Annotated in this window: 24 protein-coding genes and 1 pseudogene; 19 read left to right on the plus strand and 6 right to left on the minus strand. The window is 69.6% G+C overall.

The features are described from left to right. The first annotated feature begins 302 nt into the window (after positions 1 to 302). The 3 genes from OUY22_RS15920 to OUY22_RS15930 all read left to right on the plus strand — a co-directional run bounded on the left by OUY22_RS15920 (position 303) and on the right by OUY22_RS15930 (position 5,438). Entirely contained in the window at positions 303 to 1,805 is a 1,503-nt protein-coding gene (locus tag OUY22_RS15920) for a trypsin-like serine peptidase (protein WP_270155746.1), read from the plus strand. A 442-nt stretch (positions 1,806 to 2,247) separates the two neighbouring features. Next, positions 2,248 to 3,759 (plus strand): trypsin-like serine peptidase, encoded by a 1,512-nt coding sequence (locus tag OUY22_RS15925; RefSeq protein ID WP_270155747.1) that lies wholly within the window; start codon positions 2,248 to 2,250, stop codon positions 3,757 to 3,759. A 194-nt stretch (positions 3,760 to 3,953) separates the two neighbouring features. After that, complete coding sequence (locus OUY22_RS15930) at positions 3,954 to 5,438, plus strand: trypsin-like serine peptidase (RefSeq protein ID WP_270155748.1); 1,485 nt, start codon at positions 3,954 to 3,956, stop codon at positions 5,436 to 5,438. 51 nt (positions 5,439 to 5,489) lie between these two features. On the opposite strand, the gene OUY22_RS15935 is transcribed toward OUY22_RS15930, so the two are convergent. Both OUY22_RS15935 and OUY22_RS15940 read right to left on the minus strand, forming a co-directional pair. Continuing rightward, on the minus strand, positions 5,490 to 6,845 hold the full coding sequence (locus tag OUY22_RS15935; RefSeq protein WP_270155749.1) for a hypothetical protein: 1,356 nt from the start codon (positions 6,843 to 6,845) through the stop codon (positions 5,490 to 5,492). A 114-nt stretch (positions 6,846 to 6,959) separates the two neighbouring features. Further along, on the minus strand, positions 6,960 to 8,132 hold the full coding sequence (locus tag OUY22_RS15940) for an NAD(P)-dependent malic enzyme (protein ID WP_270155750.1): 1,173 nt from the start codon (positions 8,130 to 8,132) through the stop codon (positions 6,960 to 6,962). Between the two features lie 276 nt (positions 8,133 to 8,408). Between OUY22_RS15940 and OUY22_RS15945 the strand changes: the two genes are divergently transcribed. From OUY22_RS15945 to OUY22_RS15960, 4 genes are read left to right on the plus strand one after another with little or no spacing between them, the layout of a single operon-like run. Beyond that, positions 8,409 to 9,266, plus strand: coding sequence for a transporter substrate-binding domain-containing protein (locus tag OUY22_RS15945; RefSeq protein ID WP_270155751.1), 858 nt, complete (start codon positions 8,409 to 8,411; stop codon positions 9,264 to 9,266). Positions 9,267 to 9,269: 3 nt separating this feature from the next. Next, on the plus strand, positions 9,270 to 10,097 hold the full coding sequence (locus OUY22_RS15950) for an amino acid ABC transporter permease (RefSeq protein WP_270155752.1): 828 nt from the start codon (positions 9,270 to 9,272) through the stop codon (positions 10,095 to 10,097). Continuing rightward, positions 10,094 to 10,837, plus strand: a complete 744-nt coding sequence (locus OUY22_RS15955; protein WP_270155754.1) for an amino acid ABC transporter ATP-binding protein — start codon at positions 10,094 to 10,096, stop codon at positions 10,835 to 10,837. Before OUY22_RS15950 ends, OUY22_RS15955 begins: the two co-directional genes overlap by 4 nt. Before the next feature lie 54 nt (positions 10,838 to 10,891). Beyond that, positions 10,892 to 11,317, plus strand: coding sequence for a CGNR zinc finger domain-containing protein (locus OUY22_RS15960; RefSeq protein WP_270155755.1), 426 nt, complete (start codon positions 10,892 to 10,894; stop codon positions 11,315 to 11,317). Here the strand turns inward: OUY22_RS15960 and OUY22_RS15965 are convergent. Beyond that, the gene (locus OUY22_RS15965) at positions 11,287 to 11,583 is read right to left on the minus strand and encodes a S24 family peptidase (protein WP_270155756.1); all 297 of its coding nucleotides are present in this window, start codon (positions 11,581 to 11,583) and stop codon (positions 11,287 to 11,289) included. The two genes, OUY22_RS15960 and OUY22_RS15965, sit on opposite strands and share 31 nt — an antisense overlap. Before the next feature lie 90 nt (positions 11,584 to 11,673). Here OUY22_RS15965 and sodN point away from each other — a divergent pair, with 90 nt between their 5' ends. The 3 genes from sodN (at position 11,674) to OUY22_RS15980 (ending at position 13,427) form a co-directional block, all read left to right on the plus strand. Next, positions 11,674 to 12,075 carry a superoxide dismutase, Ni gene (gene sodN, locus OUY22_RS15970; protein WP_270155758.1) on the plus strand — a complete coding sequence of 134 codons (402 nt, stop codon included), beginning with the start codon at positions 11,674 to 11,676 and terminating at the stop codon, positions 12,073 to 12,075. Positions 12,076 to 12,204: 129 nt separating this feature from the next. Continuing rightward, complete coding sequence (locus OUY22_RS15975) at positions 12,205 to 12,630, plus strand: ATP-binding protein (protein WP_270155759.1); 426 nt, start codon at positions 12,205 to 12,207, stop codon at positions 12,628 to 12,630. Between the two features lie 17 nt (positions 12,631 to 12,647). Next, positions 12,648 to 13,427, plus strand: coding sequence for an RNA polymerase sigma factor SigF (locus tag OUY22_RS15980; protein WP_270155760.1), 780 nt, complete (start codon positions 12,648 to 12,650; stop codon positions 13,425 to 13,427). Here OUY22_RS15980 and OUY22_RS15985 read toward each other — a convergent pair. After that, positions 13,424 to 13,810 (minus strand): hypothetical protein, encoded by a 387-nt coding sequence (locus OUY22_RS15985; RefSeq protein ID WP_270155761.1) that lies wholly within the window; start codon positions 13,808 to 13,810, stop codon positions 13,424 to 13,426. The two genes, OUY22_RS15980 and OUY22_RS15985, sit on opposite strands and share 4 nt — an antisense overlap. A 117-nt stretch (positions 13,811 to 13,927) precedes the next feature. Between OUY22_RS15985 and OUY22_RS15990 the strand changes: the two genes are divergently transcribed. Then, positions 13,928 to 14,893 carry a diacylglycerol/lipid kinase family protein gene (locus OUY22_RS15990; RefSeq protein WP_270155762.1) on the plus strand — a complete coding sequence of 322 codons (966 nt, stop codon included), beginning with the start codon at positions 13,928 to 13,930 and terminating at the stop codon, positions 14,891 to 14,893. Between the two features lie 278 nt (positions 14,894 to 15,171). Further along, positions 15,172 to 15,426 (plus strand): WhiB family transcriptional regulator, encoded by a 255-nt coding sequence (locus OUY22_RS15995; RefSeq protein ID WP_270155763.1) that lies wholly within the window; start codon positions 15,172 to 15,174, stop codon positions 15,424 to 15,426. 247 nt (positions 15,427 to 15,673) lie between these two features. On the opposite strand, the gene OUY22_RS16000 is transcribed toward OUY22_RS15995, so the two are convergent. Next, on the minus strand, positions 15,674 to 17,143 hold the full coding sequence (locus tag OUY22_RS16000; RefSeq protein ID WP_270155764.1) for a PAS domain-containing sensor histidine kinase: 1,470 nt from the start codon (positions 17,141 to 17,143) through the stop codon (positions 15,674 to 15,676). 392 nt (positions 17,144 to 17,535) lie between these two features. Here OUY22_RS16000 and OUY22_RS16005 point away from each other — a divergent pair, with 392 nt between their 5' ends. The 7 genes from OUY22_RS16005 to OUY22_RS16035 all read left to right on the plus strand — a co-directional run bounded on the left by OUY22_RS16005 (position 17,536) and on the right by OUY22_RS16035 (position 23,961). Next, positions 17,536 to 18,255, plus strand: coding sequence for a GntR family transcriptional regulator (locus tag OUY22_RS16005; protein ID WP_270155765.1), 720 nt, complete (start codon positions 17,536 to 17,538; stop codon positions 18,253 to 18,255). Between the two features lie 24 nt (positions 18,256 to 18,279). Continuing rightward, on the plus strand, positions 18,280 to 18,996 hold the full coding sequence (gene bioD, locus OUY22_RS16010) for a dethiobiotin synthase (protein WP_270155766.1): 717 nt from the start codon (positions 18,280 to 18,282) through the stop codon (positions 18,994 to 18,996). A 36-nt stretch (positions 18,997 to 19,032) separates the two neighbouring features. After that, entirely contained in the window at positions 19,033 to 19,614 is a 582-nt protein-coding gene (locus OUY22_RS16015) for a helix-turn-helix domain-containing protein (protein ID WP_270155767.1), read from the plus strand. Positions 19,615 to 19,697: 83 nt separating this feature from the next. Continuing rightward, positions 19,698 to 20,858, plus strand: a complete 1,161-nt coding sequence (locus OUY22_RS16020; RefSeq protein WP_270155769.1) for a sensor histidine kinase — start codon at positions 19,698 to 19,700, stop codon at positions 20,856 to 20,858. After that, positions 20,849 to 21,502, plus strand: coding sequence for a response regulator transcription factor (locus tag OUY22_RS16025; protein ID WP_270155770.1), 654 nt, complete (start codon positions 20,849 to 20,851; stop codon positions 21,500 to 21,502). The genes OUY22_RS16020 and OUY22_RS16025 overlap by 10 nt, the downstream gene beginning before the upstream one ends. Continuing rightward, positions 21,499 to 22,263 carry a DUF4097 family beta strand repeat-containing protein gene (locus OUY22_RS16030; RefSeq protein ID WP_270155771.1) on the plus strand — a complete coding sequence of 255 codons (765 nt, stop codon included), beginning with the start codon at positions 21,499 to 21,501 and terminating at the stop codon, positions 22,261 to 22,263. Before OUY22_RS16025 ends, OUY22_RS16030 begins: the two co-directional genes overlap by 4 nt. A gap of 51 nt (positions 22,264 to 22,314) precedes the next feature. After that, complete coding sequence (locus OUY22_RS16035) at positions 22,315 to 23,961, plus strand: acetolactate synthase (protein ID WP_270155772.1); 1,647 nt, start codon at positions 22,315 to 22,317, stop codon at positions 23,959 to 23,961. Between the two features lie 6 nt (positions 23,962 to 23,967). Here OUY22_RS16035 and OUY22_RS16040 read toward each other — a convergent pair. Beyond that, positions 23,968 to 24,536 (minus strand): annotated as a pseudogene (locus tag OUY22_RS16040) (hypothetical protein); the annotation flags it as partial.

Genomic DNA, 24,536 nt, shown 5'->3' on the forward strand with positions numbered 1-24,536 from the left:
CAGCCCCGTTCGGTTCCTGTGATCTAAGTCACATTCGGCTGACTACAATGCGTGAAACCTCTCTAACGGCACTTTCGTACCAGAAGCCACACCTCCTCCCTGTCCTGCGCAAACGTGCTCTCATGATCACTCATTGCGATTATCTCTGACTGATAACGGAATGGTCACGACGGTTTGGGTCAATGCCGGACCTTTCGGATTGGCTTCCACCTGCGGAGATCACCGCGCTATGTTCCTTGCTATCCCTTTACTGACGCATGGGACGCACGTTGCGGCCCACGACAGACCAAGGAGCAGTTCCCTTGAAGCGCATCCTCATTCCCGCCGGTGGCGCCATCCTGGCCACCGGTCTCCTGGCCGCCGGCCTGGCCACCACCGCTCAGGCCACCAGCGACGTCGCCACCGACGCGATGGCGAAGAACGCCGCCGCGGCCAAGGCCATCGCCGAGTTCTGGGCGGACAACAACGGCGCTGCTCTGAAGGCCGCCAAGGAGTCCAACGTCTGGGACAAGACGGACGTCAACAAGCTGCAGAGCAAGGGCGGCTACAGCTCGGACACCAAGCCGGGCTCGACGGCTCCGATCGGCGAAGAGAAGAAGAGCACCGCCAAGGCGCAGAACGTCAACCTGCCGAAGACCATCGGCAAGGTGTTCTTCGTCAACGGCAAGGGCGAGAAGAGGTACTGCTCGGCCACTTCGATCCAGTCGAAGTACCGCAACCTCGTCGCCACCGCCGCTCACTGCGTCTACGACGTGCAGTCCAACTCCGACGTGATGTCCAAGTGGGTCTTCGTCCCCGGTTACTACCAGGGCAAGTCCCCCTACGGCATCTACGTCGGCAAGCAGGCCTTCACCCACTACGACTTCGACGTCTACGAGGACTTCGACCGCGACTACGCGTTCGTCACCGTCTACAACGGCGTCAAGCTCGGTGGGGGCACCGCCAAGAAGGTCTCCAAGGCCGAGTTCGACAAGTACCAGGGCCTCAAGGAGGCCAAGGACGTCGAGATCAGCCGCGAGGAGTTCCGCGCGTGCAAGCTCGACCCCACCTCCACCGAGGCGTGCTGGGTGAAGCCCGGCTCTCGCCCCGAGAAGGTCGGCCCGGACTTCCCGGGTGCGGTCGTGGAGAAGGAAGAGGTCAGCGAGCGCACGTACCAGCGCGCTCCGATCGGCAAGAAGAACGGTGCGAAGTTCGGTGAGCCCATCACCGAGATCGTCACCGAGAGCGACTACAAGAAGTACCGCGGCCCCGGCAAGAAGTGGCAGGACCGCGCCGGCAACTTCCTCATCACGCACTACTACGTGCAGCAGTGGGTCAAGCCCGGCTCCGACACGAAGTTCTACAAGACCGTCTTCACCATCATCGAGAACGCCGCGACCGACGCCGGCCGCCTCGGTGACGCCGTCGGCGGCCAGGGCTTCGCGTGGAACCAGCCGACCGGCAAGTACGTGCGCGTGTTCGGCTACCCGGCCTCCGCTCACCCCGACGGCCACAAGAACTTCACCGGCATTACCCCGAAGTGGTGCTACGGCAAGACCACGAACAAGCTGGTGGGTGACAAGGCCAAGAAGATCGAGGAGCACATCGGTCTCAAGTGTGCGATGACCGAGGGCGCCGACGGTGGTCCTTGGCTGTACAACTACAAGAACAGCAAGCGTCTCGGCTACGTGAACGGTGTCACCAGCACCTTCAACGACCAGGACGGCAACAACCGCGTCGACTACATCTCGTCGCCGTACTTCGACGGCGAGACGAACACGGTGTACAAGGCCGCCGCCAACGTGTGGTCCGGCAAGATCCTCTAAGTGGGGACGCCCTGACGGTCGATCCCTGAGAGATCGTCATCTGTAAGACCCGAAGGGCCCGGCAGTCCAGCCGGGCCCTTCGGCGTTCCCGGAGCCGGAAAGGTGAAGGGCGCTTGGACGCACGGGAGCCGTGGATGGTGCCATCAGAGCACTGTGATGTGCGTCACACCTGTCCCATCGCGGTCACCGGTACGGCGCACGAATCTCCCGAGTCACTTTAACAACATCCTTATGCTGATCTGCGGGAACACCTCTCAGGGTGCCTTCACCCCGCTCCTGCGTGGGAGCCGAATAAACATCACAGATTGATCACGCCCGACTTGTCGCCTCTTTTCCTTCCAAAGCGGCTTCCGGCGAGCAAGATCGACGCTGTATCTTCTGGCTATCCCTTTACTGACGCATGGGACGCAAGAGGCGTTCCACGACAGCGCAAGGAGTTACCTTGAAGCGCATCCTCCTTCCGGCCGGTGGCGCCATTCTGGCCACTGGTCTCCTGGCTGCCGGCCTGGCCGGCACCGCTCAGGCCGACGACAAGGTCGCCTCTGACGCCCTGGCCGCCAGCCAGGCGAAGGCCGCCGAAGTCCTCGACTTCTGGACCAAGTCCAACAACGCCGCCCTGAAGCAGGCCACGGCCTACTACTGGGACGACAAGGCGGTCAAGAAGATCGTGTCCAAGGGCGGTTATTCGCCCGACGGCAAGCCTGGCTCGACCGCGCCCATCGGCGAGGAGAAGAAGGTCGCCAGCAAGACCCACAACGTGAACCTGCCGAAGACCATCGGCAAGGTCTTCTTCGAGGGTCGCGACGGCAACCTCTACTGGTGCTCCGGCACCTCGATCCAGTCGAACTACCGCAACCTGGTCGCCACCGCCGGTTCCTGCGTCTACGACGTGGCCGGCAACGACGAGGTCGTGTCGCGCTGGGTCTTCGTCCCGGGCTACTACCAGGGCAAGACGCCTTACGGCGTGTACGTGGGCAAGCAGGCCTTCACCCACTACGACTTCGACGTCTACGAGGACTTCGACCGCGACTACGCGTTCGTCACGGTCTACAACGGCGTCGGCGGCACGCTCAACAAGCCGAAGCAGGTCACCAAGGCCGAGTTCGACGCCTACAAGGGCGAGAAGTTCGGCAAGGACGTCCAGGTCTCCTTCGAGGAGTACAAGAAGGGCAAGCTCGACCCCAAGACCACCGACTACTACTGGGTGGACCCGGGCGCGAAGGCCGAGAAGGTCGGCCCGGACTACCCCGGCGCGGTGGTTGAGAAGGCCGAGGTCAGCAAGTACGAGTACTTCAAGGCTCCGGTGGGCAAGGCCAACGGTGCGAAGTTCGGTGAGCCCGTCACCGAGCACGTCACCAAGGCTCAGTGGTACGCCTACAAGGGTCCGGGTTCCAAGGACAAGGACAAGGCCGGCAACTACACCATCACGCACTACTACGTGCAGCAGTGGTACAAGCCCGGCAAGGAGTTCCGCTTCATGCGGACCGACTTCTTCATCGTCGTGCACGAGGTCAAGGACGTCGGACGCCTCGGTGACGTCGTCGGTGGCCAGGGCTTCGCGTGGAACCAGCCGACCGGCAAGTACGTCCGTACCTTCGGCTACCCCTACGCCAAGCACCCCGACGGCAGCAAGCCGTACTCCGGCAACACGCCGAAGTGGTGCTACGGCAAGACCGGCGCCAAGACCACTCAGGTGCCGTCGCTGAAGATCGAGGAGCACGTGTCGCTGAAGTGCGCCGTCACCGGCGGCTACAACGGCGCCCCGTGGCTCTTCAAGTACAGCAACGCCAAGCGCCTCGGCTACGTCAACGGCGTGACCAGCGTTCTGTACGACACGGACGGCAACGACCGCTGGGACTACATGTCCAGCCCGTACTTCGACGGTGAGACCGCTGCGGTCTACAACGCCGCGAAGAACGTCTGGTCGGGCCAGATCACCCCGATGCCCAAGTAATTCGGGTTGATCTTCCTGGGTCGGGGGTCCAAACCTCGATTCTCCTGTACCACCCGAAGGGCCTGGCGAAAGCCAGGCCCTTCGGCCGTTTTTGATGACATTTCTGACAAGATCTCTGTTGCTTTGTGACCAGAGTGACCAGAGTGTCGATAGTGTCTGATCACCCCTCTATGTCAGACCTGTGGAGCCATTCCGTGAAGCGCCTGTTCGTGCCCCTCGCCGCTGCGAGCCTTGCCGCCGCAGCCTTGGCCATTCCGGCACAAGCCGCCCCCCATTGGGTCAAGGACCCCCTGACCCCTCAGCCCAAGGACGCCTACGGCGCCGCCTCCTTCTGGCTTGACGCGAACGGCGCCGCCCTGAAGAAGGCCACCCAGTACACCTGGGACGCCAAGGACGTAGACAAGATCGTCCGTAAGGGCGGGACGACTCCCGATGACGGCAAGCCGGGCGCCACCGCTCCGGCGACGACCAGCTCGGGCGGCAAGACCAAGAACGTGAACCTGCCGCGGACCATCGGCAAGGTCTTCTTCGTCGACAAGTCCGGCAAGCACAACTTCTGCTCGGCCACCTCGATCCAGTCGCGGCACCGCAACCTGGTCGTCACCGCCGGCCACTGCGTGTTCGAGAGCGGCCAGGACGTCTTCGCCAAGTGGGTCTTCGTCCCCGGCTACTACCAGGGCAAGGCTCCGTACGGCATCTACGTGGGCGCCTACGCCTTCACGCACTACGACCTCGACGTCTACGACGACTACGACGGCGACTACGCGTTCGTGGCCGTGCACAACGGCTTCGCGCTGGCCGGCGAGAAGGAGGTCACGGCCAAGGAGTACCACGCCTGGGCCGGCGACAAGTGGGTGAAGCCGCGCGAGATCACCCGCGAGGAGTTCACCAAGTGCCAGCTCAACCTCGGCGAGTGCTGGTCGGAGGGCAAGGACACCCAGCCTGAGCTGGCCGGCCCGGACCACCCCGAGGCCGTCCTGGAGAAGGTCGAGGTCAGCCCGGAGACGTACAAGAAGGCCAAGGTCGGCCGCGCGCAGGGCGCCAAGTACGGCGAGCCGGTGACCGAGTCCGTCACCGAGGCGCAGTGGAAGGCCTACAAGGGGCCCGGCACCAAGGCCAAGGACAAGGCCGGCAACTACACCATCACCCGCTACTACGTGCAGCGGTGGGTCAAGCCCGGCACGGCCCGCAAGTACTTCGAGGGCCGGTTCATCATCGGCCTGGCCAAGGACACCGGCCGCCTCGGTGACGTGGTCGGCGGCCAGGGCTTCGCCTGGAACCAGCCGATGGGCCAGCAGACCATGGTCTTCGGCTACCCGGCGGCCCCGCACCCCGACGGCGACAAGCCGTTCACCGGTGTGACGCCGAAGTACTGCTACGGCAAGACCGGCACCAAGACCATCCAGGCGAACTCGTTCCGGGTGGAGACGCACCAGGTGCTCAAGTGCTCGATGACCCCGGGCGCCGACGGCGGCCCGTGGCTGATCAAGTGGAACAACGCCAAGCGCACCGGCTACGTCAACGGTGTCACCAGCGTGTTCTACGACAACGACGGCAACGACCGGGTGGACCACATCAGCTCTGCCTACTTCGACAGCGAGACCGCCGACGTCTACAACAAGGCGAACTACGCCGAGACGAAGAAGGTCGTCGGCCCGAACGGCGAGCTGCTGCAGTAGTCACGCGGTCGGAAGAGCCCGCCGGCGCGCCCCGGCGGGCTCTTCCCGCTCTCAGACCGCCAGGGCCCGCGTCCGCTCCTTCAGCGCCCGGACCGGCGCCTCGTTCTCGTACGGCTTCAGCCGCCTGCGCAGGTCGGTCATGTAGCTGCGGGAGCGCGCCGACTTCAGCTCGCTCCCCAGCGTCATGGCGTCGAACGCGACCGAGCAGCCCTCCTCCAGCTCGCCGCACTGCAGCAGCCCGGCGGCCAGCAGCGACAGGTTGAACATGCGGCCGCGCACGAACCGGCCGTCCATGTCCAGCGAGCGCCGCGCCTGCCGTACGGTCCGCTCCCCCTCTCCCAGGTCGCGGAAGCAGTGGGCGAACTTGGCCGACAGGTAGGCCTCGTCGAAGTAGCCCAGCCAGCTCGGCTCGCCGGTCGGCTCGCGGCCGTCGAAGGCGCGCTCGGCCTCGTGCAGCGCGCCGCCGCAGGCGCGGCCGTCGCCCAGCCCGGCGTGCGCGTGCGCCTCCAGTACGTGGCTGGAGGCGAGCAGGGTCGCCACCCCGGCGCGCCGGGCGGAGAGCTGCGCGGTCCGCGCCAGGTCGAGGGCGTGCGCGTGCCGGCCCAGGTAGATCGCCTGGTGGGCCATGCCCGCCAGGATCTCGCCGCCCAGCGCGTGGTCGTCGGCGCCCCTGGCCAGGCGCAGCGCCTGGATCAGGTAGCGCTGGGCCAGGCCGTGCTGCTCCTGGTCGTAGGCCATCCAGCCGGCCAGCCTGGTCAGCTCGGCGGCGGCCGCGGCCAGCCGGCGGCCGGTCGCGTCGCCGTACGAGCCGTCCTTGAGCAGCGGTGTCACCGCCGTGTCCAGATATCTCACGACAGACGAGCGGACGTGCCCGCTGCCGAACCGGTTGTCCAGCTCCCCGAACGAACGGGTGACCTCGTGGATGGCGGCGACGTCCGCCATGCCCACCCTGCGTGCGCCCAGCGCGCTGGGCCGCCCTTCCGGCGGCGAGGTGAGCCACCGCACCGCCCCCACGGAGCCCGCCCCGATCGCGAACGTCGAGTCGATCAGGAACCTCCGTCTCTCCACATCGGCCCGCCACAGCGCCGTCACGGTCGCGACCCCCTCCTGCCACGTGTGCGTGAACTCCTGCCCGAGATCGTGGGGCGTCGCGGCGGCGGGCAGGCCCAGGTCGTCGACCGTGACGGGCCTGCCCAGCCGTAAGGCGAAGATCTCGGTCAGGAGTCCGGGCACCGGATCCCGCGGCCGCTGACCACCGATCCATCGCAGGACGGAGCTGTGGTCGTACTTGAGGCCGGGGACGCCACGCGCGGCTCCCAGATCGTTGAGGCGCCTGGCGAGACCTTTGTGGGAAAACCCCGCCTCGGCGATGAGCTGCCGCAGCAGTCGGTTGGGCTCGCGTCGCATCGCTCTCCTCCAAGGCAGGAGCAGGCGCCCGCATGCTTACAGAGGGTTCCTGTTATAGCACGCTGGGTAAAGGAAGTTTGGCGAATCCTTGACCCTGCTCCTGCCGGGGGGCGATCAGGCGCGGGCGACTCCGTCGGCCCTGGCCTGCGCGGCGACGGCGGCGGAGACGGCAGGGGCGACCCGCGCGTCGAACGGGCTCGGGATCACGTAGTCGGCCCTCAGGTCGTCGCCCACCACGTCCGCGAGGGCGTCGGCGGCGGCCACCTTCATGTTCTCGGTGATCGTGGAGGCCCGCACGTCGAACGCGCCGCGGAAGACGCCGGGGAAGGCCAGCACGTTGTTGATCTGGTTGGGGAAGTCGGAGCGGCCGGTGGCGACGACCGCGGCGTGCAGGGCGGCGACGGCGGGCTCGACCTCGGGGGTCGGGTTGGACAGGGCGAACACGATGGCGCCCTCGGCCATGGAGGCGATGGCCCGCTCGCTGACGGTGGAGCCGGACAGGCCGACGAACACGTCGGCGCCCGCCAGCGCCTCCTCGGTGGACCCGCTGTGGCCCGCCCGGTTGGTGTCGCGGGCCAGGGCCTCCTTGATCGGGTTGAGCCCTTCGCGGCCGGCGTACAGCATGCCCTTGGAGTCGGCGACGGCGATGTCGCCGATGCCCGCCTCCAGCAGGATGCGGCTGACCGCGACGCCGGACGCGCCGGCCCCGGCCACCACGGCGCGCAGGTCGCCCAGCGTGCGGCCGGTCAGGCGCGCGGCGTTGCGCAGCGCGGCCAGCACCACGATCGCGGTGCCGTGCTGGTCGTCGTGGAAGACGGGGATGTCGAGCCGCTCGCGCAGCCGCTCCTCGACCTCGAAGCAGCGCGGCGCGCTGATGTCCTCGAGGTTGATGCCGCCGAACGAGGGCGCGAGCCGGGCGACGGTCTCCACCAGCTCGTCGACGTCCGTGCAGGCCAGGCAGAGCGGCACGGCGTCGACGCCGCCGAACTCCTTGAACAGCAGCGCCTTGCCCTCCATGACGGGCATGGCGGCCGACGGCCCGATGTCGCCCAGGCCGAGCACGGCGGTGCCGTCGCTGACGACGGCGACGACGTTGGGGACCCAGGTGTAGGTGTCGGCCAGCGCGGGCGTCTCGGCGATGGCGCTGCAGACGCGGGCCACGCCGGGCGTGTAGGCGAGCGCCAGATCGTCGTTGTCGCGGACCGGAACGGTGGAGCGGACCTCAAGCTTGCCCCCGCGGTGCAGCGCGAAGGCAGGATCGTTCTCGTAAGCGGATGTGTCGGACACAGCGACCCCAGTAGTGGTTGCGACGGAAGAGACCTTGGGCAGACGGGCGGAGAAGCCCGGCTTCGGTTTCGCCAGGATTCCCTCGTCGATGCCTCGGAGGGTACGGGGGTCACCCGTCGCACCATACTGACACACGCTGGCGGGGGGTCAGGTACCGGCCTCGAAGCCGTTCCGTTGACGCATCGTTAATTCCCTGATGACAGAGTGCCCCTAAACCGGCTTTAAACTGCACAAAACTCATCTTCGCTGCTCTACCACTATCGAGGAGGCCTCCCCATGGCCCTCTGGCCCATGAAGCGCCACGGCATCGCCGCCGGCGCGCTCGCGCTGACCGCCGCCCTGACCCTGTCCGCGTGCGGCAGCGACTCGGGAGGCACCGACACGGCCTCCGGCGACGCGTCGGCCTCCGCCGCCGGCGGCGCCAAGCTCGTGAACCCCGGCAAGCTCACCGTGTGCACCAACGTCCCGTACGAGCCGTTCCAGTTCAAGGACGACAGCGGCAAGATCGTCGGGTTCGACGTCGACATCGTCGACCTCGTCGCCAAGAAGCTCGGCGTCGAGCAGGAGATCGTGGACATCGACTTCGCGGTGATCAAGAGCGGCGCCGCCATGGCCACCAACAAGTGCGACCTGGCCGCCGCCGGCATGACCATCACCGAGGAGCGCAAGGCGAACATCACGTTCTCCGACCCGTACTTCGACGCCACCCAGGCGCTGCTGGCCAAGAAGGGCACCGGCGCCACCTCCCTGGAGGACGTCAAGGCCAAGGGTCTCAAGCTGGGCGCCCAGGCCAGCACCACCGGCCTCGACTACGTCAAGGAGCAGGGGTTCGACCCGACCGAGTACGCCGACTCCCCCAAGGAGCTGCTCGCCCTCCAGGCCGGCCAGGCCGACGTGATCGTCCAGGACCTGCCCGTGGTGCTCACCTGGCTGAAGAAGCCGGAGATCGCGGAGAAGTTCGAGCTGATCGCCAGCCTCGACACCGGCGAGCAGTACGGCCTCGGCATGAAGAAGGACGCCGACCCGGTGCTGGTCAAGACCGTCAACGAGGAGCTGGCCGCGGCCAAGTCCAACGGGACCTACGACGAGATCTTCGTGAAGTGGTTCGACAAGAAGCCCGGGGAGCTGGGCTGATCCATGGCGGACCGGCCGAAGACGACTGAGCCGGCCCAGCGCCGGCTCAGCCCTCGCAAGAGGCAGCGCATCCTCCGCGGCGTCCAGTACGTCATCCTGGTCGCCGCCGTGGTCGCCCTCGCTCTGTGGGCCAACTGGCCGAGCCTGGCCCAGAACTTCGCGCGGCTGGACATCGCGGAGCTGATGCTGCCCGACCTGTTCACGGTCGCGCTGCTGAACACGATCATCTACTCCGTCGGCGGCTTCGCCTTCTCGTTCGTGTTCGGCCTGATCCTGGCGCTGATGCGGCTGTCCACCGTGGGCCCGTACCGGTGGCTGGCGACCCTTTACATCGAGATCTTCCGGGGCGTGCCGGCCCTGCTGGTCTTCCTGCTGATCCTCTTCCTGCCGCTGGCGCTGCAGGGCTTCTCGGTGCCCTTCGGCACCTACGGGCAGGCCATCCTCGGCCTCGGCCTGGTCGGCACCGCCTACCAGGCGGAGATCTTCCGGGCCGGCCTGCAGGCGGTGCCGAAGGGGCAGACGGAGGCCGCCAGGTCGCTGGGCATGTCGGCGACCCGGGCCCAGTTCACGGTGGTGGTCCCGCAGGCGATCCGGATCGTCATCCCGCCGACCACCAACCAGTTCGTGTCCCTGCTCAAGGACTCCTCGCTGGTGCTCTTCCTGGGCGTGTCGGGCCAGTACGTCGAGCTGACCAAGTTCGGCAACGACATGGCGTCCACCCACGCCAACGCCACGCCCATCCTGGTCGCCGGCCTGACGTACCTGATCGTCACGGTGCCGCTGGGCTACCTCGCGGGACGGCTGGAGAAGCGCAAGGGGACGAGCCGATGACGCACGCGATCGAGATCAAGGACCTGCACAAGCACTTCGGCCAGAACCAGGTGCTGCGGGGCATCGACATGACCGTCGAGCCCGGCCAGGTCGTCTGTGTCATCGGGCCGTCCGGTTCCGGCAAGTCGACGCTGCTGCGCTGCGTCAACCTGCTGGAGGAGCCCACCCGGGGCAAGGTCCTCGTCGAGGGCGTCGAGGTGACCGACCCGGACGTGGACATCGACGCCGTACGACGCCGTATCGGCATGGTGTTCCAGCAGTTCAACCTGTTCCCGCACATGACGGCGCTGCAGAACGTCATGATCGCCCAGCAGCGGGTGCTGAAGCGGGGCAAGAAGGAAGCCGAGGCCGTCGCCAGGGAGAACCTGCGCAAGGTGGGCGTCGGCGAGAAGTGCGACTCCTTCCCCGGACAGCTCTCCGGCGGGCAGCAGCAGCGGGTCGCCATCGCCAGGGCGCTGGCCATGGACCCGAGCCTCATGCTGTTCGACGAGCCCACCTCCGCGCTCGACCCGGAGCTGGTCGGCGACGTGCTCGCGGTCATGCGCCAGCTGGCCGAGGAGGGCATGACCATGCTCGTGGTCACCCACGAGATGGGCTTCGCCCGCCAGGTGGCCGACCGGGTGGTGTTCATGGACGGCGGCGTGATCGTCGAGGACGGGCCGCCCGCCCAGGTGATCGGTGATCCTCAGCACGAGCGCACCCGCACCTTCCTGGAGCGCGTGCTGCATCCCGAGGAGTGACCACCGGGCGCCCGGCGGGACCGGGCGCCCGGCGTTTTCGTGTAATACTCCCGCATGGACTTGACCTCTTACGCCGAGTGGGCGGTCCGTCTCGTCAACGACCCCGACCCGCCGGCGGAGCTGAGGGAGTTGCGGGCCGAGCTGGCCGCCGTCTTCGACGCCGCGGACGCCGAGGAGCGGCTCGTGGCGCTGCTCAACGAGCTGCTCGTGCGCTACCCCGTACGGCCCCAGCTGACCGACCACGACGGCCAGGGCTGGCACCTGCACCTGGCCGGCCACACCGGCGCCGCCGCCGTCATGGGGCTCGCCTCCATGGTGGCCGAGCTGGGCGCCGACCGGCTCGGCCGCTGCCTGGAGCCGCACTGCACCCGGGCCTTCCTCGACACCTCGTCCAACCGCTCCCGCCGCTACTGCTCGGCCCGCTGCGCCAGCCGGGCCAACGTCGCCGCCTACCGGGCCCGCCGTCGCGGCGGCCAGTAACGCAGCACGACGCGGCCCACCACGTCGGGCACCGGGCCGAAGTCCCAGCTGTCGCGGCGCCCGGCGGCGCGCTGGTTGTCGCTCTCCAGCCACCAGCCGCCCGCCTCGCGCCAGGCGGCCCGCTTGACGATGAGCCGCTCCTGATCGCCGGGCAGCCGGGCCACCACGACGTCGCCCGGCCGGACCCGGGCGCCGCGGCGCACCAGCAGCCAGTCGCCCGGCAGCAGCGCGGGCCGCATCGAGTCACCCTCGACACGCACTCTCATGGGCCCCCACCCCCTCCGCCAGAGGCGTTTGCAGACGAGTAAGGTCGGTACGAGGACCAAGCTGATTCGGCATCAAGGAAGGATTTTCTGATGCTCGCACGACTGCTACGACCCAAGCATGTCGCTTCCGCGCACTGCGACCTGCCCTGCGGCGTCTATGACCCGGCGCAGGCCCGGATCGAGGCGGAGTCGGTCAAGGCGATCATGGAAAAGTACGCGGCCAACGAGGACCCTGTCTTCCGCGCCCGCGCCATCAAGATCAAGGAGGAGCGCGCCGAGCTGGTCAAGCACCACCTCTGGGTGCTCTGGACCGACTACTTCAAGCCGCCGCACCTCGAGCAGTACCCCCAGCTCCACCAGCTCTTCTGGGACGCCACCAAGCTCGCCGGGGCCGCCGGGGCCAAGGGCACCGTGGACGTCGCCAAGAGCGAGGAGCTCCTTGGCAAGATCGACGAGATCTCCAAGATCTTCTGGGAGACCAAGGCCGCCTAGATCGGTATAAAAGGCTCTGTGCGGTCAACGGCCCGCACAGAGCCTTTTCCGTTGAGGGCGAGTCTGAATCCGCCAAGCACCTCTCCCGGGCGGTAAGTTGCAGTCAGCGTCGTATACGCGAGGAGGATCGTGACCGAGGAAACCGAGGCGCGCGTGACAGGCGAGGCAGGCATCCGCGACGTGGTGAGCATCAGGCTCCCCGCCGACAGCGCTTATCTTTCCGTGTTGCGCACGGCCACAGCCGGACTGGCCGCCCGGCTGGACTTCACGCTCGACGAGATCGAGGATCTGCGGATCGCGGTCGACGAGGCGTGCGCCATGCTGCTCAACGAGGCGGTGCCGGGCACCGACCTGACCGCCGAGTTCGAGCTGACCGGGCAGGAGATGCAGGTCCGGGTCGAGGTGGCGACAGTCGGGAGCTCCGCGCCGAAACGCGACGACTTCGCCTGGATGGTGCTGACAGCCCTCGCCGACGACGTGGACGCGGTGACCGACGTCGCCGACCGCATGGCGATCATCCTGCGTAAGCGCCGAGGCGCGGCGAGGCCGGCGTGACGGAAAGGACTGGAGCCATGGCCGCCAGCGAACACGCCGTGCCCGACCGGGTCCGTGCTCGCCTGCTGTTCGCCGAGCTGTCCGAGTTGGGCCCCGACGAGCCGCGCCGGCAACGCATCAGGGACGAGTTGGTCGAGCTCCACCTTCCCCTGGTCGAATACCTGGCCCGCCGCTTCCGCAACCGGGGCGAGTGGCTCGACGACCTGACCCAGGTCGCCACCATCGGGCTGATCAAGTCCATCGACCGCTTCGACCTCAACCGCGGCGTCGAGTTCTCCACCTACGCCACGCCCACCATCGTCGGCGAGATCAAGCGTCACTTCCGCGACAAGGGCTGGGCGGTCCGGGTGCCGCGCCGCCTGCAGGAGCTGAAGCTCTCGCTCACCAAGGCCATCAGCGAGCTGTCGCAGCGCGAGGGACGCGCGCCGACCGTGGCGGAGCTGGCGGCCTACCTGAAGATGACCGAGGAGGAGGTGCTGGAAGGCCTCGAGTCAGCCAACGCCTACTCGACGGTCTCCCTGGACGCGCCCGACTCGGGCGACGACGACGCCCCGGCGGTGTCCGACTCGCTCGGCATCGTCGATGAGTCGCTCGAAGGCGTCGAATACCGCGAGTCACTCAAACCACTGCTCGAACGGCTGCCTCCGCGCGAGAAGCGGATCCTGCTGCTGCGGTTCTTCGGCAACATGACGCAGTCGCAGATCGCCACCGAGCTCGGCATCTCGCAGATGCACGTGTCGCGCCTGCTCGCCCGCACCCTCGCCCAGCTCCGCGAGGGCCTGACGGCCGACGACTAGACCTCGTCGCCGAGGAGCGCGCGAGTGGTGGGACGCGCCAGGAGCATGCCCAGCCCGGCGAGGGCGACCACGATCAGCGGGATCCCGAGCGCGGGCTGGTCCGCCTGGATGAGGGTGAAGGCCACCGGGAAGATGAAGAGCTGGGTCACCACGCTGGGCGCCCTCCCCCAGCGTTCGGCGGCCAGCAGCCCGCCCCACGCCACCCAGAGCAGGCCCGCGCCGATCAGCACCCCGAACGCGGCCTCGGCCAGCGCCGCCGTCAGGGAGCCCGCCTCGCCGAGCACCGTCTCCACGGCCACGTAGATCCCCAGCCCGAGCGCGACCAGCCCCTCAAGGGCGACGATCACGGCGGCCATCACCAGACTCCACGGACGCTTCCCCACACCCCGCACCCTATCCGTCCCCGCCCGTGCCCTGGACGTGCGCCTTCTCGTCAACATCCTGTCCAAAATAGGACGTTTCCGACAAGCCCGACATCCATCAGCGGCTACGCTGGCCTCATGCGCGCGATGCTCCTGGTCAATCCCAAGGCCACCACCACCAACGCCCGCACGCGCAACGTGCTGATCCGCGCGCTCGGCGCCGCCGTGGAGCTGGCCGTGGAGGAGACGGCCTACCGCGGCCACGCGGCCACGCTGGCCGCGACCGCCCGCGCCAAGGGCTACGACCTGGTGGTCGTGCTGGGCGGCGACGGCACCATCAACGAGACCGTGAACGGCCTGCTCAACCCGGTCAACGGCGCCCCCGAGCCGCTCGGCGACGACCCGAGCCTGACCCGCCCCGCGCTCGCCGTCATCCCCGGCGGCAGCGCCAACGTCTTCGCCCGCGCCCTCGGCCTGCCGAACAACCCGGTCGAGGCCACCGGCGCCGTGCTGGAGGCGCTGCGCGAGGGCCGCAAGCGCACCGTAGGACTGGGGCAGGCGCTGTGGGAGGGCGAGAGCCGCTTCTTCACCTTCTGCTCGGGCCTGGGGTACGACGCCGAGGTCATCAGGGCCGTCGAGGGCCTGCGCGGCACCGGCCGCAAGGCCACGCCCCTCCGCTACGTGAACACCGCGCTGAGCCACTACCTGGCCACCGACAAGCGGCATCCCGCGATGACGCTGACCGGGCCGGGCGTCCCCACCACCCGCGGGGTGTTCCTGGCGATCGTCTCCAACACCTCGCCGTGGACGTATCTCGGCCCCAGGCCGGTCACCCCCACCCCGTGGGCGAGTTTCGAGACCGGGCTCGACCTGCTGGGGCTGCGGCGGATGGGTGTCACGTCGCTGCTGCCGGTCATCCGCCACATCCTCACCGAGCGTGACAGCCTGCCGTCCGGCAGGTACCTGACCCAGTTGCACGACGAGGCGGAGTTCACCCTCACCGCGAGCCGCCCCGTGGCGTTTCAGCTGGACGGGGACTATCTGGGCGAACGCGAGGCGGTGACGTTCCGGGCTACACCGAACGCGTTACAAGTTCTGGTCTAGCTCGTTACATTCGGTCATAGTGTGACGCATACGACATCCATTACGGGGAAAACTTGGGCTCTGCCCTCTTGCGTGCACTCTCCGTGGCTGAAAAGCTCATAGTGACGTCGGAACGTAGGACCTTTAACCCAAACCCCCAGGTCCTCCGGCGTTCAACGCGGGCACCCCCGGCTCCACACAAGCGTCCGGGGCACTGTTCGCACGCCTTAGTGAAACTCTTCACAAAGTAGTAGCCGCACGGAGCCGACCGCAGGCTCCATCTACTAAGGAGTGAACGCATGGACTGGCGCCACCGAGCTGCCTGCCGTGACGTGGACCCCGAGCTGTTCTTCCCGATCGGGAACACCGGACCGGCACTCATGCAGATCGAGGAGGCCAAAGAGGTCTGCCGTTCCTGTTCGGCCGTGGAGTCCTGCCTCAAGTGGGCGCTGGAGTCCGGACAGGACGCCGGCGTGTGGGGCGGTCTCAGCGAGGACGAGCGCCGCGCGCTGAAGCGCCGCACCGCTCGGGCCCGCGCCCGTGCCAGCGCCTGACCGACCTCGACACAGAAGGCAGGAATCCGCCTGAAAGCCACAATCAGCCGACCAGCCCGGCACGACGACGTGTCCGCCGGAACCACGCCGCGTCCCTGACCACAGGGGACGCGGCGTTCACGCATCAGGCCCAGGCGCTCAGGCAACACCCCTCAGTCTCTCAGGCAACACCCTCAGGCGCTCAGCCCCCAGGCGTTCACCCATCAGGCACCGGCCCTTCAGGCGCCGGCCCTTCAGGCACCGGCCGTCATCCGGCGGGCAGCGGGATCGACAGCGTGGCCTCCGTGCCGCCGCCCTCGCGCGGCCTGATCGCCAGCTTGCCCGACAGCTCCCCCTCGACGAGCGTGCGCACGATCTGCAGCCCGAGGCTGGTCGAGCTGTCGAGGTCGAACCCCTCCGGCAGGCCCCTGCCGTCGTCCCAGACGACCACGTGCAGCCGCCCCGGACTGGACTCCACCACCACCTGCAGCCGCCTCGGCCGGCCGTGCTGGAGCGCGTTCTGCAGCAGCTCGGTCAGCGCCATGGCCAGCGGGGTGGCGATGAGCGAGGGCAGCACGCCGAACGCCCCCACCCGGCGCGGCGTGACGGCCGCCTCCGGCGCCGACACCTCACCCGCCATCGCGATCACCCGGTCGGCGATCTCGTCGAAGTCGACGAACTCCTCCGGCGCGTGCGAGAGGGTCTCGTGCACGATCGCGATCGAGCCGACCCGCCGCACCGCCTCCTCCAGCGCCTCGCGCCCTTCCGGCACCTGCAGCCGCCTGGCCTGCAGCCGGAGCAGGGCGGCGACGGTCTGCAGGTTGTTCTTGACCCGGTGGTGGATCTCACGGATGGTGGCGTCCTTGGTCATCAGCTCGCGCTCACGCCGCCGCAGCTCGGTGACGTCGCGGATGAGCACCAGCGCGCCGATGCGGCCGCCGCCGACGATCAGCGGGATCGCGCGCAGCTGCACGATCGTGCCGCCGGACTCCACCTCGGTCTCCTTGGCGGCCCGGCCGCTGGCCACGATCATCAGGTCTTCGTTGATGGGCTCGTCGGAGTAGCACAGCGTCGCGGTGACCCGGCCCAGCTCGACCCCCACCAGGTCGGCGTGGAGTCCGAGCCGCCGGTAGGCCGAGAGCGCGTTCGGGGACGCGTACGTGACCCGGCCTGCCCGGTCGAGCCGCAGCAGGCCGTCGCCGACGCGCGGCGAGCGCACCAGAATGGGCTCCTCGCCGGAGAACGGGAAGCGGCCCTCCGCCACCATCTGCGCCAGGTCGGAGGCGCTCTGCAGGTAGGTCAGCTCCAGCCGCGACGGGGTGCGGGCCGACGACAGGTTGGTGGAGCGCTGGATCACGGCCAGGAATCGGGCCTCGCCGCCGGGGACGGCCCGCCGCACCGGGATCGTCTCCTCGCGCACCGGCACGCCGGTCGACCAGTCGGGGTCGCCCTCGCGGCAGATGCGCCGCTCGGACCAGGCGGTGTCGATCAGCGGGCGCTCGCCTCTGGTCACGACGCTGCCCACGACGTCGTCGTGGTAGACGGTGGGGCCGGTGGTGGGCCGCATCTGGGCGATCGCGATCCAGCCGCCCTCGCCGAGCAGCGGCGCCCACAGGATGAGGTCCGCGAACGACAGATCGGCGAGCAGCTGCCAGTCGGAGACCAGCGAGTGGAGCCAGTCGAGGTCCGCCGCGTCGAGCGCCGTGTGGCGGACGACGAGGTCGCTGAGAGTCGGCACGAGTGCATCATGCGTGCTTCTCCGCTGAACAACCAAACCGGCGCCCTGACGCGAACCCGCCAGGAGAGTCCTCAGTGAGAACCATCACATCGGCGGGGCGGCAGGAGCCCTGGAAGCCGCGTTCCGCCCGACCGCGCGCGTGCGCGCCGCCGAAAGGGGCCCGCCCCTCGGTTGCCACGCCGCCCACGGCTGTGGATATCCTTCACCATCAGCCTGAGCTGCCTGTACGGGGCGCGCGGCAGGGCAGGTGAGCGGGTCTGCGCGGAGCAGGGAGCCGGGACACCGGGGAGCTGCCCTCGCACGCGGTTGACCGTGAGGGCAGATATGGGTTCCGATGATCTAGCGGTGATCAGACACGCCCTCACCGCCGTGGCAGAAGTGAAGGTGAGAGCGTGACAGACGAAGGCCCTCGCGTACCCAAGTACTACGACGTGAAGCGGAGCCTGCTCGAACTCACGAAGTCGCTGGCGCCGGGCACCGCGCTGCCGCCGGAGCGTACGCTCGCGGTGCGCTTCGAGACCTCCCGCACCACGGTCAGGCAGGCCCTGACCGAGCTGGTGGTGGAGGGGCGGCTGCTGCGCATCCAGGGCAAGGGCACGTTCGTCGCGCAGCCCAAGGTGGCCCAGGTGCTCCAGCTCACCTCGTACATCGGAGACCTGCGCACGGCGGGGCTGGAGCCCGACACGAAGATCCTGGAGATCGGCTACATCACCGCCGACGAGCCGCTGGCGCGGCGGCTGGCGATCAACCCCGGCGGCCGGGTGCTGCGCATCCACCGCCTGCGCCTGGCCAACGGCGAGCCCGTCTCGGTCGACACCACCCACCTGTCCGCGCGGCGCTTCCCGCGCCTGCGCCGCGAGCTGGAGGAGCACTCCTCGCTGTACGAGACGCTGCACAACGCCTACAGCGTGCGGCTGACGGACGCCGAGGAGATCATCGAGACCGTGCTGGCCACCCCGTACGACGCCAAGCTGCTCGGCGTGGACGTGGGCCTGCCCATGCTGCTGCTCACCCGCCACGCCTTCGACGCCGACGGCCACCCGGTGGAGTGGGCGCAGTCGCTCTACCGCGGCGACCGCTACAAGTTCGTCACCCGCCTGCGCCGGCCCTGACCTTGCCCCCTCTACGCTGGGCCGATGAGCGTCATCGTGGTCACCGGCACCGGTGTGGGCGTGGGCAAGACGGTGGTGTGCGCGGCCCTGGCGGCGCTGGCGCGCGCCCGCGGGGCGAGCACAGCCGTGGTCAAACCCGCGCAGACCGGCCTGGGGCCCGGCGAGCGCGGCGACGTGGACGAGGTCATCAGGCTGTCCGGGGTGCCGACCACGTTCGAGCTGGCCCGGTTCGAGCCGCCGCTGTCGCCCGCCGCGGCGGCGCGCGCGGCCGGGGTGCCGCCGGTGTCGCTGCCGCAGGCCGCCGCGCGGGTCCGTGAGCTGGCCGAGAGCAACCGGCTGGTGGTCGTGGAGGGCACGGGCGGGCTGCTGGTGCGGTTCGACGAGGACGGCGCCACGATCGCCGACCTGGCGCGGCTGCTGGGCGCGCAGGTGCTCGTGGTGGCCGGGCCCGGCCGTGGCACGGTCAACCACACGGCGCTGACCCTGGAGGCTCTCGCGCACCGCGGGCTGGACCTGGCCGGGGTGGTCATCGGCGCGTGGCCGAGTGAGCCGGGCGTGATCGAGCGGAGTAACGTGGCCGACCTGGAGATGCTGGCGGCCCGGCCGCTCGTCGGTGCGTTGCCGCAAGGCGCGGGGCGGCTCGACGCCGGGGCCTTCGCGGCGGCTGCGCGGCGCGGGCTGGCCGTGACGCTGGGCGGAGCCTTCGACCCTGCCGCGTTCCGGGACTCGTACCGCGTCTAGAATTGCCGGGCCGGCAAGCCGATGTGCGAGGTGGCCATGGCGAAGGTGATCGAGGACGTGCTGGCCGAGGTCGGCCCCCGGCTCAAGCGGCTGCGCGCCGACCACGGCCTGACCCTGACCGGGCTCGCCGAGGCCACCGGCATCTCCACCAGCACGCTGTCACGCCTGGAGTCGGGGCAGCGCCGGCCCACCCTGGAGCTGCTGCTGCCCATCGCCCAGGCCTACCAGGTGCCGCTGCAGGAGCTCGTGGGCGCGCCGCAGGTCGGCGACCCGCGCATCCGTCCCACGCCGCGGCGGCTGAACGGCATGACCGTGCTGCCGCTGACCCGTCAGCCGGGGCCGCTGCAGGCGTTCAAAATGATCATCCCGCCGGGGCGGGGCACGCCCGAGCCGCAGACCCACGAGGGCTACGAGTGGCTCTACGTGCTGTCCGGCCGGCTGCGCCTGGTGCTGGCGGAGCGCGACCTGCTGCTGAAGGCGGGCGAGGCGGCCGAGTTCGACACCCGGCTGCCGCACTGGTTCGGCAGCGCCGACGAGCGGCCCGTCGAGATCCTCAGCCTCTTCGGCCGGCAGGGCGAGCGCATGCACGTCCGGGCCCGGCCGAAGTCCCGTGCCTGATCCCCGGGGTGGGGCTATCCCCACCCCGATGAGGACGTCAGGCCCATGCCCAGCGGGCATCCCGACTCAATACGGTGGATTCCATGAAGGTCCCCCGCCCCTGGTCGGCCCGGGCCTGGCTGGACACCGCGCACGTGATCACCGGTTTACCGGTCGCGGCCGTGCTCGCCTCGGCCATGCTCCCGCTGGTCCTGTTCCCCGGCACGCTCCGCCGCGCCCTGCCCTGGCTCACCCGGGTGCAGCGCTCCCGGTTCGCGGCGTTCCAGGCGGCGCGCATCCCCCCGGTGCCGGTGGCGGCCCACTGGCGCACCCTCAGCCTGTGGCGGCAGACGGGCTACCACGTGCTGTCGCCGCTCGTGAGCCTTCCCGCGGCCGTCCTGGTGGCGACGGCCTGGGGTGCGGGTCTCGTGGGCGTGCTGTCGTTCCTGGCCCCGGTCATGAACCCGCCGCCCCTGGTCTTCACCCCCGACCTGCGCAACCCTGCGGTGACGGGCGTCTACGTCGTGACCGGCGTCGTCCTGCTGGCGCTGGCGCCGCTGCTGGCGCGCGCCATGGCCGCGCTCGACCTGGCGATCGCCCGCGCGCTGCTCGGCCCCAGCCGCAAAGAGCTGGACGAACGGATCGAGACGCTGACCGAGAGCCGCGCGGGCGTGATCGACGCCGCGGACGCCGAGCGCCGCCGCATCGAGCGCGACCTGCACGACGGCGCGCAGCAGCGGCTGGTCTCCCTGGCCCTGAACCTCGGCCTCGCCCGCGCCACGCTGACCGACCTGCCCGAGCCCGCCCGGCAGGCCATCGAACGGGCCCACGAGGAATCCAAGCAGGCGCTCAAGGAGCTGCGCGACCTCGTACGCGGCCTGCACCCGGCCGTCCTCAACGACCAGGGCCTGGACGCGGCGCTGTCCGGCGTGGCGGCGCGGGCCCCCGTCCCGGTGCGGCTGGAGGTCGTCCTCGACCGCCGCCCCTCCCCGACGATCGAGGCGGTGGCGTTCTTCGTCGTCTCCGAGGCGCTGACCAACATCGCCAAGCACGCCGCCGCCACCAGAGCCGAGGTGAGCGTGCGGCGCGAACGCGACCGGCTGCTCCTGCTGGTCTACGACGACGGCTGCGGCGGGGCCACGATGGAGCGCGGCACGGGACTGCGCGGCCTGGCCCAGCGGGTCGAGGCCGTGGACGGGACGCTGAAACTGAGCAGCCCGCTGGGCGGGCCGACGACGATCGAGGTGGAACTGCCGTGCGCATAGTGCTGGCCGAGGACTCCGTGCTGCTGCGCGAAGGGCTGATCCGGCTGCTGGAAGGCTCCGGTCTGCGCGTGGTGGCGGCCGTGGCCGAGGCCGAGAGCCTCCTGCGCGCCACCGAGGAGCACCGGCCCGACCTGGTGCTGACCGACGTGCGCATGCCGCCCACGCACACCGACGAAGGGCTGCGGGCCGCGCTGGTGCTGCGCCGCGAGCAGCCGAAGCTCGCGGTCCTGGTGCTGTCGCAGTACGTGGAGGAGCGCTACGCCGCCCAGCTGCTGTCGTCCGCCACCGGCGGCGTCGGCTACCTGCTGAAGGACAGGGTGGCCGACGTGGCCGAGTTCGTCGACGCGCTGCGCCGGGTCGCGGCCGGAGGCACCGCCCTCGACCCCGAGGTGGTCGCCCAGCTCCTGCTGCGCGGCCACAGCGACCCTCTGGACCGGCTGACGCCCCGCGAGCACGAGGTGCTCAAGCTGATGGCCGAGGGCCGCTCCAACGCGGGCATCGGCCAGGCGCTGGTGCTCAGCGAGGGCGCGGTGGGCAAGCACATAGGCAACATCTTCGCCAAGCTCGACCTGCCCCCGGCCGAGGGCGACCACCGGCGGGTGCTGGCCGTGCTCCAGTTCCTCAAGATCAGGAGCTTGCCGTGAGACGACTCTGGCTGATCCTGGGCACCGTGCTGACGGTGGCGGCGCTGGCCGTCTCCACCGGGGTCGTCTGGGCGGCACTGGCCGATCCCAGCCCGCCCCTTGAGGTGTCGTGGCGCTCCATCCCGTTCCGGGGTGGCGCGCTGACCGTCCAGGCCGACGGCGCCGAGGTCAGCGTGCACATCGAGGCGGGCCAGGCCGGCTCCATCGAGATCGAACGCGAGCTGGTGTGGACCGGCGGGAAGCCCACGGTGAGCGAGGAGTGGGACGGCGGCACGCTCCGGCTCGACGGTGCCTGTCCCGGCGAGTGGCGTCCCACCGGAAGGGACTGTCGGATCCGCTACCAGGTGTTCGTACCGCCAGAGACCGACGTCGAGGCCACCACGAACGCCATGCTGAGCATCAGCCGCATGCGCGGCGACGTCAGCCTCACCTCCGCCCGGGGAACCGTCGGCGTCCACGACGTGGCCGGTGACCTGCGGCTGCGGAGCGAGACCGGCGACATCCTGGCCGACAGCCTGCGCAGCGGCACGGTCGACGCGGAGACCGGCACCGGCACGGTGCGGCTGTCGTTCGAGATTCCCCCGTCGGACGTGCGCGCCACCGTGAGGGCCACCGGTGACATCGAGCTGGCGCTGCCGCAAGGCGTCTACGACGTGACCGCCAGCGCCCCCAAGACGGATGTCGACAGCCGGCTCAACCCGTCCTCCTCGCACAAGGTGCACGCCTCCACCCCCGAGGGCGACATCCGCATCTGTTGCTGACCTCCCCCTGGATGCTGTTTACTCCTGTGGCTCATTGGTAAGTTCCGGGCTATGGAGTCTGCGAAACACGCCGGTGACGCCGCTGTCGCCGTGTCCAAGGCCTACGGTGTCGAGACCATGTTCACCCTGTCGGGAGGGCATGTCTTCCCCCTGTACGACGGTGCCCAGCACGAGGGCATGCGCATCCTCGACGTCCGTCACGAGCAGAGCGCGGTGTTCGCCGCGGAGGCCACGGCGCGGCTGACGAGGAAGCCCGGCCTGGCGGTGCTCACCGCGGGCCCCGGCATCACCAACGGCGTCAGCGGTGTGGCCACGGCCCACTTCAACGGCTCGCCGGTGGTCGTCATGGGCGGGCGCGCCCCGCAGTCCCGCTGGGGCAGCGGCGCCCTGCAGGAGATGGACCATCCGCCGCTGCTGACGCCGATCACCAAGCTGGCGTTCACCTCCTCCGGCGCCGACTCGGTCGGCCAGGACGTCGAGATGGCCTTCCGCACCGCCGTGGCGCCGCACCGGGGGCCGGTCTTCCTCGACTTCCACATGGACCACCTGTTCTCGCCGTCGCCCATGCACGAACCCCAGACGCAGTCGCCCTCGCCGCTGGAGCCCGACCCCGACAGCCTGCGCGCCATCGCCCGGCTGCTGGCCGAGGCCGAGCGCCCGGTCTTGGTGTACGGGTCCGACGTGTGGATGGACCGGGCCGAGGAGGCCGCCCGCGACTTCGCCGAGGCCTGGCGGCTCCCGGTCATCCCCAACGGGCAGGGCCGCGGCATCCTCCCCGCCGGCCACGAGCTGCTCGTCACCCGCGCCCGCGGCCAGGCCTTCGCCCAGGCCGACCTGGTCATCGTGATGGGCACCCCGCTGGACTTCCGGCTCGGCTACGGCTGGTTCGGCGGCAAGGACGGCGCCCCGCTGGCCAAGGTGGTGCACATCGCCGACGCGCCGTCCCATCTGGCCACCCACATGTCCCCGGTCGCCTCCGCCGCCGGCGACCTGTCGGTGGTGCTGTGGAGCCTCGGCGACGCCTGCGGCGAGGCCGGCGTCAAGCCGTCGCGTTACGCCGACTGGCTGTCCACGCTCGCCGACCACGCCGCGGCGGCCGTCGCCGGTGACGCCGCGCTGCTGGCCGCCGACACCGACCCGATCCACCCCATGCGCATCTACGGCGAGCTGGGCAAGCTCCTGGCCGACGACGCGGTGGTCATCGGCGACGGCGGCGACTTCGTCTCCTACGCCGGCAAGTACGTCGAGCCGCGCCGGCCGGGGAACTGGCTCGACCCCGGCCCGTACGGCTGCCTCGGCACCGGGCTCGGCTACGCCATCGCCGCCCGCCTGGCCCGCCCGTCCTCGCAGGTGGTGCTGCTGCTCGGCGACGGCGCCGCGGGCTTCTCGCTGATGGACGTCGACACGCTGGTCCGGCACCGCCTGCCGGTCGTGATGATCTGCGGCAACAACGGCATCTGGGGGCTGGAGAAGCACCCGATGCAGCTGCTCTACGGCTACGACGTGGCCGCCGAGCTGCAGCCGCAGTGCCGTTACGACCAGGTGGTGACGGCCCTGGGCGGCGGCGGCGAGCTGGTCACCAAGCCGTCGGAGATCGGGCCGGCGCTGCGCCGCGCGTTCGACTCCGGCATCCCGTACCTGGTGAACATCGCCACCGACCCGCAGATCGCCTACCCGCGCAACACCACGGGGGTGTGAGGCCGGCTAGTCCTTGGGCACCGGCGTCGTCGTGGGGCTCGGGGGGGCCGAGCCGCACGGGTCGATCTGGATGAGGACGACCTTGACCGTCTTGCCGACCTGGAGATCCACACCGCCGTCGGGCCAGCTCTGCGCGACCTTGAGGCACTCGTGCTTCACCTTGCCGCCGGTCTGGTCGTCCGCGGCGACCTTGAAGCCGACGTTCTCGATCATGGTCTTGGCCTGCGGGTACGGCAGGTCGACCACGTAGGGCACGGGCTTCTTGGGCTTGGGGCTGGGCGAGGCCGACGACGGCTTGGACGACGGCTTGTCCGTGGGAGTGATCGTCGGAGTGGGGGACTCCTCCGGCTCCTCCGTATCCCGAGGGGTGGGACTCCTCTGCTGGCGCACCGGCGGCGTCTCGGCCTGGCGCGTCACGCTGGGCTTGGGCGGCCTCTTGGTGGGCTTGGTAGGGGTCGGCTCGTCGACGGGCGCCGGGTCGTCCTGCGCCGCCGCGGTCGTCTCCACGGGCGACCCGCTCGAACCGCTCATGTTGGTCAGCGCGACCGCGCCCGCGCCCACCCCGACCACCAGGG

Source organism: Nonomuraea corallina (assembly GCF_027620315.1).
Classification (GTDB): Bacteria; Actinomycetota; Actinomycetes; order Streptosporangiales; family Streptosporangiaceae; genus Nonomuraea; species Nonomuraea corallina.